General features: G+C 41.9%; 14 protein-coding genes and 1 rRNA gene. 12 read left to right on the top strand and 3 right to left on the bottom strand.

Going from position 1 to position 18,328, the window contains the following annotated elements:
• Nucleotides 1-585, bottom strand: a 16S ribosomal RNA gene (locus HMPREF0999_RS19425); the annotation flags it as partial.
• 770 nt (nucleotides 586-1,355) lie between these two features.
• Here HMPREF0999_RS19425 and HMPREF0999_RS19420 point away from each other — a divergent pair.
• Nucleotides 1,356-3,416 (top strand): alpha-L-fucosidase, encoded by a 2,061-nt coding sequence (locus HMPREF0999_RS19420; protein WP_005864201.1) that lies wholly within the window; start codon nucleotides 1,356-1,358, stop codon nucleotides 3,414-3,416.
• An 85-nt stretch (nucleotides 3,417-3,501) separates the two neighbouring features.
• On the opposite strand, the gene HMPREF0999_RS19415 is transcribed toward HMPREF0999_RS19420, so the two are convergent.
• Complete coding sequence (locus HMPREF0999_RS19415; RefSeq protein ID WP_009276702.1) at nucleotides 3,502-5,898, bottom strand: ATP-binding protein; 2,397 nt, start codon at nucleotides 5,896-5,898, stop codon at nucleotides 3,502-3,504.
• Nucleotides 5,899-6,027: 129 nt separating this feature from the next.
• Between HMPREF0999_RS19415 and HMPREF0999_RS19410 the strand changes: the two genes are divergently transcribed.
• From HMPREF0999_RS19410 to HMPREF0999_RS19360, 11 genes are all read left to right on the top strand, one after another.
• Nucleotides 6,028-6,591, top strand: a complete 564-nt coding sequence (locus tag HMPREF0999_RS19410; RefSeq protein WP_009276701.1) for a helix-turn-helix domain-containing protein — start codon at nucleotides 6,028-6,030, stop codon at nucleotides 6,589-6,591.
• Nucleotides 6,588-7,850, top strand: a complete 1,263-nt coding sequence (locus HMPREF0999_RS19405) for a site-specific integrase (RefSeq protein ID WP_009276700.1) — start codon at nucleotides 6,588-6,590, stop codon at nucleotides 7,848-7,850. Before HMPREF0999_RS19410 ends, HMPREF0999_RS19405 begins: the two co-directional genes overlap by 4 nt.
• 313 nt (nucleotides 7,851-8,163) lie before the next feature.
• Nucleotides 8,164-8,517: a methylation-associated defense system helix-turn-helix domain-containing protein MAD1 gene (gene mads1, locus HMPREF0999_RS19400; RefSeq protein ID WP_004313943.1), complete on the top strand. Its 354-nt coding sequence runs from the start codon at nucleotides 8,164-8,166 to the stop codon at nucleotides 8,515-8,517.
• Nucleotides 8,514-9,113 carry a BT4734/BF3469 family protein gene (locus HMPREF0999_RS19395; RefSeq protein ID WP_010185565.1) on the top strand — a complete coding sequence of 200 codons (600 nt, stop codon included), beginning with the start codon at nucleotides 8,514-8,516 and terminating at the stop codon, nucleotides 9,111-9,113. The genes mads1 and HMPREF0999_RS19395 overlap by 4 nt, the downstream gene beginning before the upstream one ends.
• Nucleotides 9,064-10,866 (top strand): DUF3987 domain-containing protein, encoded by a 1,803-nt coding sequence (locus tag HMPREF0999_RS19390; protein WP_009276698.1) that lies wholly within the window; start codon nucleotides 9,064-9,066, stop codon nucleotides 10,864-10,866. The genes HMPREF0999_RS19395 and HMPREF0999_RS19390 overlap by 50 nt, the downstream gene beginning before the upstream one ends.
• 95 nt (nucleotides 10,867-10,961) lie before the next feature.
• Nucleotides 10,962-11,336 carry a MobC family plasmid mobilization relaxosome protein gene (locus tag HMPREF0999_RS19385; protein ID WP_009276697.1) on the top strand — a complete coding sequence of 125 codons (375 nt, stop codon included), beginning with the start codon at nucleotides 10,962-10,964 and terminating at the stop codon, nucleotides 11,334-11,336.
• Nucleotides 11,320-12,222 carry a relaxase/mobilization nuclease domain-containing protein gene (locus HMPREF0999_RS19380; protein ID WP_009276696.1) on the top strand — a complete coding sequence of 301 codons (903 nt, stop codon included), beginning with the start codon at nucleotides 11,320-11,322 and terminating at the stop codon, nucleotides 12,220-12,222. Before HMPREF0999_RS19385 ends, HMPREF0999_RS19380 begins: the two co-directional genes overlap by 17 nt.
• Nucleotides 12,222-12,869 (top strand): hypothetical protein, encoded by a 648-nt coding sequence (locus HMPREF0999_RS19375; RefSeq protein ID WP_009276695.1) that lies wholly within the window; start codon nucleotides 12,222-12,224, stop codon nucleotides 12,867-12,869. The genes HMPREF0999_RS19380 and HMPREF0999_RS19375 overlap by 1 nt, the downstream gene beginning before the upstream one ends.
• A gap of 107 nt (nucleotides 12,870-12,976) precedes the next feature.
• Nucleotides 12,977-13,627 (top strand): master DNA invertase Mpi family serine-type recombinase, encoded by a 651-nt coding sequence (locus tag HMPREF0999_RS19370; protein WP_009276694.1) that lies wholly within the window; start codon nucleotides 12,977-12,979, stop codon nucleotides 13,625-13,627.
• On the top strand, nucleotides 13,599-14,081 hold the full coding sequence (locus tag HMPREF0999_RS19365; protein ID WP_009276693.1) for a hypothetical protein: 483 nt from the start codon (nucleotides 13,599-13,601) through the stop codon (nucleotides 14,079-14,081). The genes HMPREF0999_RS19370 and HMPREF0999_RS19365 overlap by 29 nt, the downstream gene beginning before the upstream one ends.
• A 41-nt stretch (nucleotides 14,082-14,122) precedes the next feature.
• Nucleotides 14,123-14,482 (top strand): hypothetical protein, encoded by a 360-nt coding sequence (locus HMPREF0999_RS19360; RefSeq protein WP_050551128.1) that lies wholly within the window; start codon nucleotides 14,123-14,125, stop codon nucleotides 14,480-14,482.
• Here the strand turns inward: HMPREF0999_RS19360 and HMPREF0999_RS19355 are convergent.
• Nucleotides 14,468-18,307, bottom strand: coding sequence for an Eco57I restriction-modification methylase domain-containing protein (locus HMPREF0999_RS19355; RefSeq protein WP_009276692.1), 3,840 nt, complete (start codon nucleotides 18,305-18,307; stop codon nucleotides 14,468-14,470). The genes HMPREF0999_RS19360 and HMPREF0999_RS19355 overlap by 15 nt on opposite strands.
• Nucleotides 18,308-18,328 lie beyond the last annotated feature (21 nt).

Genomic DNA, 18,328 nt, shown 5'->3' with positions numbered 1-18,328 from the left:
GGCCGCCTACGCACCCTTTAAACCCAATAAATCCGGATAACGCTCGGATCCTCCGTATTACCGCGGCTGCTGGCACGGAGTTAGCCGATCCTTATTCATAAGGTACATACAAAACGGGACACGTCCCGCACTTTATTCCCTTATAAAAGAGGTTTACGATCCATAGAACCTTCATCCCTCACGCGACTTGGCTGGTTCAGCCTCTCGGCCATTGACCAATATTCCTCACTGCTGCCTCCCGTAGGAGTTTGGTCCGTGTCTCAGTACCAATGTGGGGGACCTTCCTCTCAGAACCCCTATCCATCGTCGGTTTGGTGGGCCGTTACCCCGCCAACTGCCTAATGGAACGCATGCCTATCTATCAGCGATGAATCTTTAGCAAATATTCCCATGCGGGATCCCTGCTTCATGCGGTATTAGTCCGACTTTCGCCGGGTTATCCCCCTCTGATAGGCAAGTTGCATACGCGTTACTCACCCGTGCGCCGGTCGCCACCCGGTATTGCTACCTGTGCTGCCCCTCGACTTGCATGTGTTAAGCCTGTCGCTAGCGTTCATCCTGAGCCAGGATCAAACTCTTCGTTGTTTAAATTGTTTTTATATCCTCGCTCCGGAATCCGTTATTGTAGTCCAAAGTCATACTTCTTTGACGGTATCAATCCGGAAAATTAATTTTCCTATACTTGTACTACTTGTTGAATTATGTAAATCTCTCAAAGAACTCTTGTCGCTATCGTTTCTCGATTGCGGCTGCAAAGGTAAGGACTTTTTCTTAACCTCCAAATTTTTCGGTGAAAAATTTTCAAGTTTTTTTTCTCAAGCCGATCTCCGGGCGGTTGGAAATTATCGCTTGGCCTAGCCAACCTCATCCCCTACCCAAGGATACCTCCACGTTTCCATCATTTCTGAAGCGCCGTTCTCTCTCGAATGCGGGTGCAAAAGTAATGCTATAAAACATACGGTCCAAATTTATCGGGCATTATTTTTCAAGTTTTTTACGGCAACGGATATCGGGTACATTATAATATAGCACACGCAAAAATACCGACTACTCACGTAAACGATATAGCCGGTACCCTTGCCATCATAGCGGCAATACTGTGCCACTACGATGGCACGGCCCTGCCACACGGATGGCACAGCGTTGCCACTGTGATGGCACGACCGTGCCAAAGGCGATAAATAAACTGGCACTGCAAACAATTGATAAACAATCATATGCTAGCATGAAAATTTCCCCAGAGGAGACATCTAAAAGACAGGGGACTTTATCTTTTATCTAGATATCTAAAGACAGAATAAAAATCTGCCGTTTTTTTTCATATATTTGAGGTCTCATCTAAATATAAACAAATAATGAAGCACTTGAGTTCCTCTATTTTATTGGGGCTTGGGTTGTTTTCCTTCTTCTCCTGTAAAGAAGCGACAGCGCCCGCCCCTATCCTGCCCGTTCCCACGCCGGCACAAGTTGAATGGCATAAGATGGAAACATACGCCTTTGTCCATTTCGGATTAAATACGTTCAATGATCTGGAATGGGGTTACGGAAATACTCCCGCCTCCACATTCAATCCAACGGATCTGGATTGCGATCAATGGGCGCAAACAATCAAAGCCGCCGGATTGAAAGGCGTAATCTTAACCACCAAGCATCACGATGGTTTCTGTCTATGGCCTACCGCCACAACCGAATATAGCGTAAAGAATTCTCCTTGGAAAGATGGCAAAGGGGATATGGTAAAAGAACTATCCGACGCTTGTAAGAAACACGGGCTGAAATTCGGTGTCTATCTCTCCCCTTGGGACAGAAACAGTGAGAACTACGGACAACCGGGATATGTAGAGAAATTCCATGCCCAATTACATGAATTAGTCTCCAACTATGGCCCGTTGTTCGAATACTGGTTTGATGGGGCAAACGGTGGCAATGGCTGGTATGGCGGCACGAATGAAACCCGTGCTATAGACGCCAAGACCTATTATCAATATGAGCGGGCACGAGACACGATCAAGGCGCACCACCCGGACATCATGGTTTTCGGAGGGACAGTACCCGATATCCGCTGGATCGGTAACGAGGAAGGTTGGGCCGGTGATACCCAATGGAGCATCTTCGCCCCGGAACCCTCCATGCCTACTTTCCAACAGAGTGTATGGGGAGATGAGAACGGACCGATGTGGCTAGGTGGGGAATGCGATGTATCTATCCGTCCGGGATGGTTCTATCACTCCCGGGAAGATCACCAAGTCAAATCTCTGGCAAAATTAGTCGATCTTTATTACCGAAGCGTCGGGCATAACGCCAATTTCCTATTGAACTTCCCCGTAGCGTTGAACGGAAAAATAAGTCCGGTAGACTCCGCCCGTGCCGTACAATGGTATCAAACCATCCAAAATGACTTTAAGGAGAATCTTTTGAAAGGATGTTACGTACAAGCGAGCAATAAAAGAGGACGTAATTTTAGTCCCAATAAGGCAGTAGATGGGGATTGGGATACCTATTGGGCTACGGACGATGGAGTAACCAGTGGTTCATTGACTTTCACGTTAACCCATCCTACCGATGTAAACCGCTTGGTAATACAAGAATATATCCCATTAGGACAACGAGTACGCTCGTTCAATATCGAACTCGAGCAAGGGGGTAAATGGATTCCGGCACAGACTGTGGATTCTACGACAACTGTCGGCTATAAACGAATTGTCCGTTTCCAGACCGAGAAAGCGGAGAAGATACGCATCAACTTCACGGACGCCCGCGGGCCGCTTTGTATCAATAACGTGGAAGCATACCTTGCCCCCGCCTTGGTGACCGAGCCAACGATTGCCCGTAATATCAATGACGAGGTAACCATACAGGCCGGGGATAAAGGCTCCGAGGTTCATTATACCACCGACGGTTCAGATCCGACCAAGGACTCACCGCTTTATCAGGCGCCATTCGCTTTCGCTCAAAAAGGAACTGTCAAGGCGATTGCCTATGATCCGACTTTCGATACAGTCAGTCCGGTTTCCGCGCAAACGTTCGATATTCCTGCTTGTGATTACACGATCGTATCACCGAAAGATGAGAAAACCAGCCTAATCCTAGACGGAAACGGCTACACGACCTACTATTTACCACAAGGGAAACAAGAGTTAGTCGTACAATTAGCGAAAGAAATGCCTATATCCGGATTCCGCTACACCCCGAACCAAGGACGTGACGCAAGCGGTCATATCTCCAACTATCAATTATATATTAATGGAAAGAAGGTGGCCGAAGGCGAATTCTCCAATATCAAGGCTAACCCGATCGAGCAAGTCGTACATTTCCCGATAACGAAAGGTAACCAAATCCGTTTGGTCGCAACCCGTATCGTAGATAATAAAAAGCAAGCGGGTATCGGTGAATTCTCGGTAATTACGGAAAAATAAAGAATATCTAATAAAAGCAGAAGGGACCGCCTCGAAAGTTTAATTTCCAGAGGCAGCCCCTTTTTATTATTTATCAATCTTTTATTTATCCTTGAAGGTACCGGTTCATTTGCTTATACACGGCACGTATATTTAATGGTTTAGATATATGAGCGTTCATACCGGCCTCCCTACTTTTCTGCACATCCTCAGCGAATGCGTTGGCTGTCATAGCGAAGATAGGAACCTTTTGAGCATCAGAACGCCCTAATGCACGAATACATCGGGTAGCCTCATAGCCATCCATATGCGGCATCTGCACATCCATCAATATCAAATCATAATACCCTTCGGCAGACTCCTTAAACATCTCTACGGCCTGTACTCCGTCCTCAGCACTCTCCACCGACGCACCGGTAACTCCGATCAATTCCTCCGCTATCTCCCGGTTAAGCTCATTGTCCTCAACCAATAAGATCCGTTTACCTTTGAAGTCATAATCAACAGCATAACAATCCTTCGCAAGGTCATTCCTCCCATTAATATCGGAAAAACGAGTGGGCTTACCCGATTCCTTTATTTTGCCGAAAGGCAGATCAACGGTGAATGTACTGCCACTCCCCTGCACGCTCGTCACATGTATGCCACCACCCATCAACCCTGTGAAACGCTTAACGATAGAAAGCCCTAATCCTGTACCTCCATATTTATAAGTAACATCCACATTTTCCTGTTCGAACGATTCGAAGATTTTATCATAATTCTCCTCGGCTATACCACATCCCGTATCGATTACCTCGAAACGAAGGTAAACATTCTCTTGATCCTCACCTGTTTTAGATACCCGAAGTTTAATCATTCCCTTGGCCGGCGTAAATTTCAGCGCATTCGATAACAGGTTGGAGAGAACTTGATTCAAGCGCAAGGAGTCTCCTATAATCTGTACTTCCAGATCACTAGCCAATATCGTCTCATAGCTGATCCCTTTACTCTTGGCCTGCTCGCCATACAGATTTTCAAGGTCCTGCAAGAATGCCCGGAAATTAAAGCTCTCATGTCGAAGTTCCACTTTTCCGCTTTCTATCTTCGACATATCCAGCACGTCGTTAATGAGAGCGAGAAGATGCTTGGAAGACATGATTACTTTCTCTAGGCAATCCTTTATCTTATCGGTATTATCTATGTTTTGCATGGCGATAGTACTCATACCTACAATTCCGTTCATCGGCGTACGGATCTCATGACTCATCCGGGAAAGAAACTCGCTCTTCGCCAAGTTAGCCGCCTCAGCCCGTTTCAGGTTGCCCTGTATCACGGTCGCTTTCATCCGGGCCCCTATAGCCAGCAGTAATGCCGTAAATAGCACCGACAGGACAAACATCACGATAAACATAAATTGTAAGGGATTCGCATATATAAAGTCCGTAAGAGAGAATTCATTCACGCCGATAGATTCCAGATTCCGATTGCGTATAACAGTCCTCTCGGACTCAGAAAGATTATTGATCGCCTTGTTGAGTACGGTTAATAAATCCGGGTCAACTGGGGTAGGTAACGCAAAACTTATCGCACTCTGATCATTGACCAATGTCACAGGAGCAAGATTGGTGAAATGATAACGCGAAATATCCTGTTCCATTTTAGAGGACAATCCATAGATAAAATCAGCCTCTCCGCTATTGACAGCGGCTAATGCCTCCTTAATGCCCGGATAGGACCGAATCTTCTCCGCAGATATGCCACTTGGAAATCGCTGACTTTCCACCAAAGCACCAACCAAACCCGGAGCGGGATAACTACAGGCTTTATTGCGTACTATGATATTGTTCGCACTCACATAAGAGGCTGAAAGCGCAAGCCCTAGCTGGGCCGCATCGTTCTCATCTCCCAAGAAAAAGCCTAAGATATCAGCTTTCCCTCGTTGTACCAGATGGACCGCATCACTATAATTCTTCGCATACACATACGAAAAATCCAAACCGGTAAAGTCCTTGATCTTATCCAATATATCCACCATGATACCGACATGGTTCTTCTGGGAGGTTTCTTTACAATAAAAGGGATACCAATTCTCCGGAACGGCTACCGTGATCGTTTTCCTTTTCTTGACATATTCCAAGTCCCGGTCACTAAATTGGACATTTACAAGTCGGGCAGGAAAGTTAGCGGCATAACGCTCTGCCGCAAAATTTGGATTAGCATCCAATATCCGTTCCAAAGCCATATTCAAACCATCCAATACTTCCTTATTACCCGGATTGGTTACGATATAATAGGGTTGAGAATTATAGGTAACGATTACCCGTAAAGAATCGTGATTGTGAATAATGCCACTCAACAGCAAGTCTATCTCTCCATTCATTAAATAAAAATATAATTCCCCGTCGTTCTTCTGTATATCTTTCAAGCTGTCAAATGATTCCGATAAGGATACAGATAATAAACAATAAGCAAAAGCGTGCAGCTCAATGAGTTGCACGCTTTTTGCGTTTATGGAGTTCATGGTTGCTATGTGTTTTCTATGGGCTTTTTTATCTCTTATTTGCGACATGTTTGCGACAAGACAAAAAAGTAGATAATGTGGTACTTAATCACACTTATACATACTAATACATACTTAAAAGTAGATAACATGCCAACAATCGGATTTGAAATCAAACGGAAGTGTAAGGTCTGCGGCAAAGTGTTTGTCGCAAAAACACTTGACAGTCACTATTGTTCCCCTAAATGTGGTAAAGTGGCTTGGAAACGCAAAAAGGATGCAAAGGATAGAAACGCGAAGTTAGAAGCCATTGCTAAACAAGTATCAGACATCAGAGAGTACATTTCTGTAAAGGAAGCCGTCGCTATGTTCGGGGTGGAACGTAGCACTCTGTATCGCCTGATTAAATTGGGACGTATTCCAACTATCAATATGGGTACAAGGCTCACACGTATCAAACGCTCTGAAATGGAATGGCTTTTTCTAAACAGACCGGAAAGTATTGCGGAGAAAGAAAAGCCTGTTCCTAAAACATACAGCTTAGAGCCGGAGGATTGCTATACCATTACTGAGATTTGTGAGAAGTACCATATTAATGACAGTTCAGTATGGGCGCACGTTAGAAAATACTCTATTCCCTCAAGACAAATAGGAAACTATGTGTATGTACCCAAGCAAGAAATTGATAATCTATATAAATCAGAAGTAAAATGAAGAAAGCATTACCTAATACCAAAGTGACCGTCAAACTCAGAAGGTCGAACTACAAAGAAGAGTGGTATCTGATTATAGAGTCGTACCCAGTGTACAAACGAGGTTCAACCCGTGCAAGCCGTGTGGTGGAATCCATTAACCGGACTATATCCACGCCTGTTTGGGACAAATCGTCCATTGCACGCATCCTGCCGGATGGAACATTCAACTATAAGCCTAAACGTGATTTGAATGGGATTATCCAATGCCGTTCAACGATAGACCAAGAGGCTTGTATCTATGCCGACAATGTGCGGAAGTTACGCCAACACGAATACGATAGTGCCATCCTTTACACTGATAAGGAAAACGAAATAGCTGCACAGAATGAACGGAGCGAACAGGATTTTATCAAGTATTTCAATCGTATTATAAGCACACGTCATCCCAATAGTTCCGATTCGATTATAGTCAACTGGAGGCGTGTAGGCGAATTATTGAAAATGTATTCACAAGGGCAGCCAATTCCATTCAAGACGATTTCCGTTAAACTGCTTGAAGATATAAAGATGTTCCTTCTCCGTGCTCCAATGGGAGGGAATAAGAAAGGTACTATCTCACAAAACACGGCATCGACTTATTTCTCTATACTCAAAGCCGGATTGAAACAGGCATTCATTGATGAATATCTGACCGTTGATATAAGCGCGAAAGTAAAGGGGATAACAAACATAGAGAAACCTCGTGTTGCGCTTACCATGAATGAAGTACAGATGTTGGTTGATACTCCTTGCAAGGATGATGTTTTGAAACGTGCGTTCTTGTTCTCTATTCTCACTGGATTGCGGCATAGCGATATTCAAACTTTGAGATGGAAACAAATTCAGCAAACAAGCAAGGGTACATGGCAAGCAGTCGTAATTCAGCAAAAGACAAAAAGACCCGATTACAAGCCAGTCATTCAACAGGCACTTCAACTATGCGGCATACGTCCAGACGATGATGAAGCACTTGTTTTTGAAGGGTTGACTGATGCCTCTTGGATTTCTCGCCCGTTGAAAGTCTGGATAGAAGCATCCGGTATCAAGAAGCACATCACCTTCCATTGTGGCCGTCATAGCTATGCTTCATTGTTGCTGGAAAATGGCGTTGACATATACACTATCAAGTCTTTGATGGGACATACTAACGTCAAAACCACGCAGATTTATACGCACATCGTAAATGAACAAAAAGAGAAAGCCGCCAATACACTACATATAGAGAATTTGGATTTATAGGTTGTGGTGGTTTTATCCACCATTGAGCACCAATGACTTATGTAATACCAATCATATACTTACCACCGTTTACCCCTCATGAAGCATCGGCTTTTTGAGGGGTATTTTGTAGATTGAAGCTTTCGATAAGGAATGTGTTAGTCCCAATAGTGGTTTATTCCCCTTTTATTATGTCTTCCAATAAATTCTCGTATTAATGAAACTTAAATCTGTCAGTGGTAAATGAGCGGTTGATTGGTGGCGGTCAAGCACCTATTTAGCACCTATAAGCATCCCTATACTTTTGCGGCATAAACTTTAATACGAAGAAAAAATGGCCTATAAAGTAAATTCATTGGAGGAAATGCCGAATGCGTTGTCCTACCTGATTGAGTCCGTAGAAGTACTGCAATCCAAAGTAAATGCCTTGCAACATAAGCAGGCAAGTAACTCACCTAAGTGGATGGATATAGACGAACTTTGCGCTTATCTTCCATCACATCCAGCCAAACAAACGGTTTATGGATGGGTATCAACCAAACAGATTCCCGTACATAAAATAAATAAAGCGTTGGCTTTCCTGCAATCAGAGATTGATGATTGGTTGAAGAACAAATCACATAAGACACAAGATGACTTAATGGAAGAAGCCAGACGATTTGTCGAATCTAAAAAGATTATCAGATGATGGAAACGACAGACTATTGTTTTTCATTCTTTCGCAAGCCCATTCAAAACATCGAACCGATAAGGGCGGTAGGTATTGTGGATGTGTATCGTTATATCATCGGGCATTATGCCCAACCACAAACCGAAGCCCTGCGTTTGATGCTATCTTCTTCCGAAGCCAAAAGATACAAAGCCACTCATTTTGACTATTGTACTTTTTCGGGATTATTTCGCAAGCGTAATGAGAAGGAACTGATTATGCACTCAGGATTGATGTGTTTGGATTTCGATCATGTGGATAACATAGGGGAGTTAAAACAGCAACTGCTCAACCATGAGTATTTTGATACGGAACTGTTATTTGTCAGTCCATCTGGTAATGGATTGAAGTGGATAATACCTGTTGACTTGAAAGGCTGGGAACATTCCCGGTACTTTAAGGCTGTTGCCAACTGCATCAAAGCAACAGGTTTGCCATTAGTGGATATGTCCGGCAGTGATGTGGCTCGTTCATGCTTCTTATCCTACGACCCACAAGCATATATTAACCATAAATACAAAGATGATGTCGAAGAAAATATTTTCCGCCCAAGATTGGGAGAATGTCCCTTCTGAAATACAACAGGCACATACACCAAGTATTGTCCCTATATATAATAAGGTGGAGGAAGATGTGGAAAGTGTTGTTCGGGAGATAGAACAACGTTCCATTGATATAGCCCCTAATTATAAAGATTGGGTGGAGTTGGGCTTTGCGCTTGTGGATGGATTGGGAGAGAATGGACGGGAGTATTATCACCGTATCAGCAGGTTTTACCCTATCTATCAAAGGGAAGAAACGGATCAACAATATACGCATTGCCTGCACTCTAAAGGGCAAGGCATTACTATCCGTTCTTTCTTCCATTTGGCAAATCAAGCCGGAATCCCATTGGCTCCGTTCAGTAAAGAGCATTTATCCATTTTACCAAATATCCAAAATGGTAAAACGGGTAAATGGATAAAATCAGAAGAAGAACTTCCTGTATTTCCTGAATGTGTGTTTGAGCATCTTCCTCCTTTTCTAAATGAGGTTGTCAATAATTCCATTTCAGTAGATGACCGTGATACGATACTGATTGGGGCTATTGTGTGTTTGTCGGTCTGCTTTCATAATGTTTGTGGTGTTTACGATGAGCGCATTGTTTATCCGAATCTCTATCTGTTCGTTGTGGCAGATGCAGGTATGGGAAAAGGAGCATTGACCTTATGCCGGGAATTGGTAGCTCCCATCAATCGTAATTTGCATGAACTTTCCAAACGATTAGAGCAGGAATACAAAGAAGCGATGAGCGCTTATATCAAAGGTAAGAAAACTGATGAAATGACTATGCCAACAGAACCGCCCATGCGTATGCTCGTCATTCCTGCCAATAGTAGCGCAAGTTCTTTCTTGAAGATATTGGGGGATAATGACGGAATCGGGCTGTTGTTTGAATCGGAAGGAGACACATTAAGCCAGACTTTGAAGTCTGACTATGGTAACTATTCCGATGTGTTACGAAAGGCATTTCACCATGAGTTGGTAAGTTTGAGTCGGCGCAAGGACAGGGAGTATTGCGAAGTAGCTAATCCGAGAGTTTCGGTAGCTTTGGCTGGAACTCCAGAGCAAGTAAGAAAATTGATACCTGATGCGGAAAATGGATTGATGAGTCGCTTTTGTTTCTATATTATCCGCTTCAAACGAGGTATAAGAAATGTGTTTGCCACAAGCGACATTTCTCAATCCAAGAATGCCATGTTCAAACTGTTGGGAGATAAATTCTGTCATCTGCATAAAGAATTTGTGAGGCGGGGTAATTATTCCTTTTCTCTTCCCTCTGATTTGCAGGAACAGTTTATTGAATATCTCAGTCGTGTGAATGAGGAATGTTGTGACGAAGTGGATAACAAGATGCAAGGAGTAGTCAGACGGATGGGACTAATTGCTTATCGTATAATGATGATGTTAACCGCTGTCCGACATTTGGATAATGTGATTCACAAATCTTCTTCTGACGAGACTGTACAATTGGTTTGCCATGAGTTTGACTATTCCATAGCCATGAGTATTTGCGACACCCTGCTTTATCATGCCGTATTCATTTATCAGAATTTGTCAGGAAATCAGTCTAAACGATTCAATACCGTTTCGCAAGAGACAGGCGTTTATGCACGAAGGAACACCCTTTATAATATGTTGCCTGACACTTTCACAAAGAAAGATTATGATGCGGTGGTTTTAACTTTGGGCGAGAATGGAAGTACAGCAAATAAGTGGATAGAAGCCTTTATTAAAGATGGCAAGCTATGCCGGATAGAGCAGGGGAAATATAGGAAGATTTTTTGAGTGGCAAGTTTGTGTTTTAGTGTCACTAAAACCTATGCGGCAAGCGATAGAACTGCCACTCTCAAAAAAATAATTTATCAATATCGAGAATCAATATGAGTATAAAGGAAAAGAAACTTGGTGGTCGCCCAAAGTTGGCGAGCTATCAGAAACGTACCAAATGTTTTCGGGTAATGTTTACCGAGAACGACTACATTTATATCCAATCCAAAGCGGAACAGGCAGGATTGTCAGTCAATGAATTTTGCCATCAGGCAGCAATGGATTGTCAGGTCTGTCAACGTATCAGTCCGGAAATAGTATCGGCAATTCGTGACCTTTCCGGTATCGCCAATAACGTCAATCAGATTGCCCATCAGATGCACATCTATGGATTGGAAACAGTCAAACAACAGTGTTTTTCGATTATCTCGGAAGTTAGTAGAATTATCACCCAAGTAAAGAATACCTGTCATGATAGCGAAGATTAAAACAAGAGTTGATTTCGGAGGTATTGTAAACTATGCCAACGACCAAAAGAGCAAGAAGAAATGCGCTACACTTTTGGCGCACGAAGGAGTATGTGCCATTAGCAATAAGTTGATTGCCGATTCTTTTTACCTTCAAGCATCCATGCGCCCGAAAGTAAAGAGTCCTGTGAAGCACGTATCACTTGCTTTCTCTTTGCAAGATATTAGCCGTTTTCCAGATAATGAAGAAGGGGATGCGCTTATGGTGGAAATTGCCAAGAAATGGATGGAGCAAATGGGGATTCGCAATACTCAATATATCATAGCCCGGCATCACGACACGAAACATCCTCATTGTCATTTGGTATTCAATCGGATAAACAATGAAGGCAATCTCATTTCTGACAGTAATGAAAGAATACGCAATGCAAAAGTTTGTCGCGTTTTAACTAAAGTGTATGGACTTTACTTTGCCCCTAAAAATAGTAAAGCCAGAAATAAGAGTCGTTTGCGTCCTCATCAACTACGGAAGTATAATCTTCGTTCCTCTGTGCTTGACGCACGAGCAAATTCCCGTTCTTGGAATAGCTTTTTTAGTATTCTCAAAGGTTTGGGTATAGATATGCGTTTTAATCACGCTGAGAACTCGGATAAAATTTGTGGTATATCCTTCTGTCAGGATGAATATAGCATGGCTGGTTCTAAACTTGACCGTGATTTGAGTTTTAACAGTCTTTGTGCTACATTGGGTAATGTGGCAGCGGAACTGATTATTCAACCCCATCAAGCCATAATTCCCAGTGGAGGAGGTGGAGGAACCAACAATGAACAAGGATGGCGAAACGATAAAGATAAGGATAACCAAAGAAACGAACCTTTTTATAAAACCTCAAAACGTAGAAGATAATGAAAGAAGATGTAGTAGCTGCAAATCTTGCGAATTTGCGCCAAAGTATCAACGAGCTAAAAGAGTGTATTGAAAAACAGAATACTACAGTTCCTAAACCAGAACAATCTGTAAAAGTGGACTTTGACGAAAAGACCATTTATGATGGAATCGCCAAAAGTTTCTGTTCCTGTTGGAATGATGCGTTATCAGTGGTGAAGAAACATATCTGGAAGCAGCAACCTGATACATTGCCGTTTTCGCTATGGTTCCCGAAGCTTATTGAACTATTCAAACAGAAGTCTAAATTTCTAGAATATCTTTATAGACACGTTTGCGATTACAATCTCAATCGTATGACTATTGAAGCAAATACCGATTGCATATTAAAGCGGCAGGACGAGATACTTGTGAGAATCAATGAATTGAAAAGCCCTGTAACCATTATTCCACCAAATATCAATGGGATGTTTATACGGGGGCATCATATCAAACTTCGATATGTCGTAGTGTTTGTTATCATTATAGTTACATGGGCTGTTGCTGCATCAGTTAGTAGCATGAGGCATAGAGAAGAAGCCTTTGCGTATTATTCGATGTATCGGGTGGTGAATGAGCAGCATAAGAACTTGATAAAAAAGCAGATAGCAATAAAAAGGAAAAATTAGTATATGTTTTTACGTATATACTGTTTACTCCAATTTATCCTTTTACATCTCAATTAATTGTGAAGGGATTTTTTATATTGGTGTGTGTTAATATAAATTTTAGCGTTATGATTTACGGATACATTAGAGTAAGCAGTGATAAACAAACTGTAGAGAATCAGCGTTTTGAAATTAATAATTTCTGTGAGCGCAATAAACTAGTGATAGATGGTTGGATAGAGGAAACCATCAGTGGTACAAAATCTTATAGTAAGCGAGAACTTGGTAAACTTTTGAAACGTGTAAACAAGGATGACCTTATTATATGTGCCGAGTTGTCACGGCTTGGTAGGAATCTGTTCATGATCATGGAAATATTGAATATTTGCATGACTAAGGAATGTAAGGTTTGGACAATAAAAGACAACTATCGCTTAGGCGAAGACATCCAAAGTAAGGTGTTAGCTTTCGCCTTCGGTTTATCTGCGGAGATTGAGCGGAATCTTATTAGCCAGCGCACAAAAGAAGCCTTAGCAAGATTAAAGTCTGAGGGAAAGCCAATAGGGCGTGCTACTGGGCGTAGAAACAATCGCCCAAATTCGAAATGCGAAGCTAAACATCTCTTTATTGTAAAGCAGTTATCAGAAGGAGTAAGTATTCCAATAATAGCCAAAAAAATAAAAGTTGCGAGAGGAACTCTATATCGGTATTTGGCATATACTGGTATTCGTTTACCTACTAAATCTGTTAATGGCAGATGGGAAAGAGGAATCTATTAATATCGTCCAGTTTTTGAAGACAAATTCAGGAAAGAAAGGTGAAGGAATGCCAGTTGTCCGCAATCCTCAATTCTACTTTAGGGAGGGATTGTGTTGGAGTGATATAAACACAATGTTTCTGAAGTGCCGTAAGAAAGAAAAAAGCATACATGACGTCAAAAGTATGAGCATTTTTGGAGTTTCTAATTTGCTTTCAGAAGACTACATCATCACAATGATAAACTCAACCTTGATTAGTCATTATGTTGACAACTTCGTCAATAATACTCAGACATTTCAGATTAATGATGCACGTCAGTTACCCATCATCATTCCTACATCGACAGATGATGAGCAGGCAAAATCATTTGTCTCAAATGCAATTAAAATAAAGAAAGGACACACAACGAACAATGCTCTTGATGTCATCCAGAAAGAAGTGGATTCTTATGTTGAGAAAATTTATAATCTCTAAACACAGAGGGATTTTGTTGGAATAATGTTTTGACAACATATATGAAATGCAAAAAGAAAGAAAAGACTGTACAAAGCACAGAAAGCATGAGTTTCTTTTCTTGTGTCAACCAGGTTCCAGAGTTCTATCTGATTTCTTTAATGAACTCTAGATTTGCAGCTATATACGTTGATAACTTTATTAATTCGACTTCTCATTGTACAACAGGAGATGCTAAATTAATTCCTGTATTAATTCCAGATAATGAGATATTAAAATCGTGTAACAGATTATTTACCAGTGCTTTTGAGTTAAAAAAGTCTGTTGCTAAAGGTATAACAACAGACATATCAATTCAATCAGAGTTGGAAATAATAGAAGAGGAAAATGACAATTTAATAGCATGCTTATATTCCATATAGTTCTGCTTGTACATAATAATCCAAATCTCGTTGCAATGCTAATAGTTTTTCTTCCGCAGTTGTTCTATCAACCAAGGAAGAAAAACTATCTTTCTTTAAACAAATCGCCTCTTTACATAACTGTTCTATTTTATTCAAAATTTTTAAATTTGGTATTACGATTGGTAACTGCCTCGCATCATTTATTTGGAAATGAGATGTATTGTTCACAAAATTATCTACATAGAGACTAATAAGCTCCGAATTAATAAGGCTAACGTAATACCAATCAGGTATTTGGTTCATAGAGAATAAACTCATACTTAAAACATCAAATACGCCATTACCTTTCAGTCTTGCTTTAAGATAAGTAGAATTTACATCTATCCAACAAAATCCCTCCCTAAAGTAGAACGTATAACCTTGGTATCGCGCCCTTGGATCTGTCTTCAAAAACTGGACGTTCTCCTTAGACCAAGCAATGGCAAATGGGGTTTCAAGATACCAGCGATTACCGTCTTTGTCTCCCTTGTCGTAAGGCACATAGAAGTTTTTTGAGGTATCAATGCCGTTCTCCTTCTCATCTTTGGTCAGCTCATCAACGTTTGCCAGTTCACTATCATCAATGATTTTATAGATATAGCCCTGTCCGAAAATGTCACGGCCATACTTCTCTTTGAGATTGTCGAAGAGGTTTGCTATTTCTTTTTCCGAGAGGGATGCCAAGAATTCCTTTTCGTTGGCATAGGCGTCCAATCCTTCCACCTTAATTTTCTTTTTCTTAATGGCTTCTACCAGTTTCTTGGGTCGTGACTCTATGATATTCTTCGCCCATTTTGTGGAACGGCGCACAGCAATGTACTTACCGTTGTTGGCCGTTGCAAGTCCTTGTCCTCCCTCTGTAAGACAGCCCAATAAAGCAATATCGCCTGGTTTTAGGCTGGCACGATAGGCTTCCAACTCCTTATGGTTTTGAGAAATCTTCTTTGATGTCTCAATCTTGCTCCACCATTTGTCATATAGTTCTTTCACTTTCTTCCCATAGAGTTCATAGATGCGCAAATTCAGTGGCGTAGGTTTGAATATTACGGAGTTCTGCGCATTTATGAACATGCTTTGTTGAATAGGAGTGAACACAATGGGATGAGACAAATCTGCAGTACCATCATAGAAATCAACAATGTGCTCATCTACCATCGGCTGCTTAACAGTCTGTGTGATGCAGGTGTCAACCATTGCTGCTTCAAAAGGATTGGCTGTATCAAAAATATAGCGAATGGTATTTGACAACAATATATCTCTCATATTGCGCTTGGTCTGTGTCGTCCAAAACGTCTTTGGTGTGATATAAGTTAGTGTTCCACCATCTTTACAGAGAGCCAATCCTTTGAATGTAAAAAGATTGTATGTGTCATCAGAAAAGCCAAACTCCTTTTCATACTTCACTTTGTCTTCTTCCTTTACTCCTTTAGTAGAAATATATGGCGGATTACCAATCACTATGTCAAACTTCTCTTTAAGACAGAACATCCATTCGGGGTCAAAGAAGGAAGACACTGAATTTTGGTCATATGGATTCCATTCCGTTATCTGCTTGACTGCGGCTTCAAATCCTGTGATTTCGCCTTTGTTCTGCTCTTTGGCAATTTCTGCTTTTGTCGCTTTTATGCGTACTGTCAGTTCCTTGCGCTTCTTCTTGTTGATGTCCTCACGAAACAAAGAGTCAGGATGCTCTACTACACCGAACAGTGTTTGCTCTACGGGATGAGTTTTGTCTACCCACACTTCATCCTTGTACAATTCCCATTCATCAGAGAGTTGCTGCAAGAGTCGTTCATGTGCTGCAATTTTTTCAAGGTCAGGCTTTTGGGCATGGCTGACTATATAGTCGAGCAGCTGTTGGCGGGTGGCATTGTCTTGACGCTCACTTCGTTTCTTGGCTACACGACCTTTCGCAAGGAAGTGGTCGTTGCGGATACAGAGCAGTTTTTCTTTCATGCTATCCAGTTTCTCGTCGTTCGTCCAATCGTCCTCGTAGTTGCGTATATTGGCACTGATGAGCGTGTTGGCTGCAACGAACTTTGTTTCCAGGTTAGGAAGAGTGTTGATGCCAAAGTTCGTTTCGGGAGAACTAAAGTCGATGTCATTCTGCTCGCAGATAAGCGAGATGAAGAAACGCAGTTTACATATAAGCATGGCGATTGGCTGGATATCAACGCCATAGACACAATTCTCAATGATAGTGAGTTTGAGTTGGTAGCGGTCGACCGTATCTCCCTTGAGCAACTCTATGATGTCAACAATACGCAAGAGACACCCCATGGGGAACGCTCCCGAGCCGCAGGCTGGGTCGAGTATCTTGACTTGTTTGAGCGCGTTGGCGATAGCATCCTTGTTGCTATCTGTCCAATCTGTAGAAACGGTTCTCTCTTTAAATAGTGCATTCAATTTTTCTTCGCTTATTCGGTCGAGTCGTTTGCCAAGGAGATAACTCTTTATGGCCTCGTCCACCATATAGTCGACGATGGGACGCGGCGTATAGAATGAGCCAGTGGATTTGCGTGCCGATTCCTGTGTTTCGGGATTGTATGCCGCTAAAAGGTTCTCGAACACACGACCGAGCAATTCGGGGTCAAGCGATATGACGGCATCCGTAGGCGAGTTCTCTTCGATGGTGAAGTTGTATTGCTTCAACAAATTAATGAGTCCAGGTTGGTCTTCATCATCATTAAAGAAAAGAATGTTGGGAACAAACGCCCGATACTTGAAGTTACCATTAGATGATTTGGTAGCATTGCGGCTAAAGCCGTCATAAAAAATGTCATATTCTTGGTTGAGATACAAATCTTTGGGTTTGTCGAGACACTCAAAGAGTCCACCGTTCAGAAACGGAACGTGGGCAAAGAGAGTCAGTATCTCCTCTTCTTTCTGTTGGAACATTTCCTTGTAGCGGTAAAGGTTCCGTGTATCACGTCCAGACTTGGAGGCAGCAAAACAGCGAGGATTGCCCTCCTCATCGATAATGGCACAGTTGAGCGTGGCAAAAAAGAGGTTTTGCAGGATGGCATTATAGTAGTTGCCATCAATGTGCGATGTTTCATCAAAGTCAACAAGAATGGACTTTAACTGTTTCGGGTTAAAGATACTGTCAGGCACCAGTCCTTTCTGTTTAATGAACCACACGAAGAGCAGACGTGTTATCATGCGTATCAACTTGACATTGATGTTCTCTCGGTCATCCTTCTCGGTGTTGGGATTGTTGGGGAAGGTGACGTTTATATCCTCAGACAAAGCCCACAAATACCAATTGTAGAGCTTGTTATAAAAATCTTTCGATAGTGCTTCCACGGAGAACGCTTCCTTGATGTTGGTAAAAGAAAGACCTTTCTGTTGCAAGTCGATGAAACGGGCTACTGGTGTGTTATAATGACTTCCTTTGTCACCCAGTACAAAAGTGTAACGTTTAGGCGATGTTGCCTCACCATTAATATCACAAATGAATGACAAACGCCAATGGTCGCCACTATCAAATACCACCAATGCCGCATCAAATTCGCCCCAAGTAGGGTTGATAAATGATTTTACGAGATTGCGAAGTCCTACACGTTTATTTGCGACAGAGCCTTGACGGATATTATAATGAAACAAACCTATACGGTAACTATCAGTAGTATTTATGTTACCTAAATAGTAGCCTTCATCCGAAGTGTTCTCAATAATTCTTTCAGGCTTCTCTTTCAATTCACTTGCATTGAAAAAGTGTTGCGAAAAGCTATACCATTGTGTCAAGTTGAATGACGATTGGAATATGTTTCTTAAACTATCTGAGGTATATATAGTTGCCATAGTAATATTGGTTTATAGTGA

The sequence above is a fragment of the Parabacteroides sp. D25 genome (genome assembly GCF_000307475.1).
Taxonomy (GTDB): domain Bacteria; phylum Bacteroidota; class Bacteroidia; order Bacteroidales; family Tannerellaceae; genus Parabacteroides; species Parabacteroides distasonis.
Note: the sequence above shows the minus strand (reverse complement) of the source record. Positions and strands in the feature narration are given on the sequence as shown.

Excerpts from the sequence above, each read along its gene's own strand:
- HMPREF0999_RS19420 (WP_005864201.1), top strand. The coding sequence starts at position 1,356 with ATGAAGCACTTGAGTTCCTCTATTTTATTGGGGCTTGGGTTGTTTTCC.
- HMPREF0999_RS19415 (WP_009276702.1), bottom strand. The coding sequence starts at position 5,898 with ATGAACTCCATAAACGCAAAAAGCGTGCAACTCATTGAGCTGCACGCT.
- HMPREF0999_RS19410 (WP_009276701.1), top strand. The coding sequence starts at position 6,028 with ATGCCAACAATCGGATTTGAAATCAAACGGAAGTGTAAGGTCTGCGGC.
- HMPREF0999_RS19405 (WP_009276700.1), top strand. The coding sequence starts at position 6,588 with ATGAAGAAAGCATTACCTAATACCAAAGTGACCGTCAAACTCAGAAGG.
- mads1 (WP_004313943.1), top strand. The coding sequence starts at position 8,164 with ATGGCCTATAAAGTAAATTCATTGGAGGAAATGCCGAATGCGTTGTCC.
- HMPREF0999_RS19395 (WP_010185565.1), top strand. The coding sequence starts at position 8,514 with ATGATGGAAACGACAGACTATTGTTTTTCATTCTTTCGCAAGCCCATT.
- HMPREF0999_RS19390 (WP_009276698.1), top strand. The coding sequence starts at position 9,064 with ATGTCGAAGAAAATATTTTCCGCCCAAGATTGGGAGAATGTCCCTTCT.
- HMPREF0999_RS19385 (WP_009276697.1), top strand. The coding sequence starts at position 10,962 with ATGAGTATAAAGGAAAAGAAACTTGGTGGTCGCCCAAAGTTGGCGAGC.
- HMPREF0999_RS19380 (WP_009276696.1), top strand. The coding sequence starts at position 11,320 with ATGATAGCGAAGATTAAAACAAGAGTTGATTTCGGAGGTATTGTAAAC.
- HMPREF0999_RS19375 (WP_009276695.1), top strand. The coding sequence starts at position 12,222 with ATGAAAGAAGATGTAGTAGCTGCAAATCTTGCGAATTTGCGCCAAAGT.
- HMPREF0999_RS19370 (WP_009276694.1), top strand. The coding sequence starts at position 12,977 with ATGATTTACGGATACATTAGAGTAAGCAGTGATAAACAAACTGTAGAG.
- HMPREF0999_RS19365 (WP_009276693.1), top strand. The coding sequence starts at position 13,599 with ATGGCAGATGGGAAAGAGGAATCTATTAATATCGTCCAGTTTTTGAAG.
- HMPREF0999_RS19360 (WP_050551128.1), top strand. The coding sequence starts at position 14,123 with ATGAAATGCAAAAAGAAAGAAAAGACTGTACAAAGCACAGAAAGCATG.
- HMPREF0999_RS19355 (WP_009276692.1), bottom strand. The coding sequence starts at position 18,307 with ATGGCAACTATATATACCTCAGATAGTTTAAGAAACATATTCCAATCG.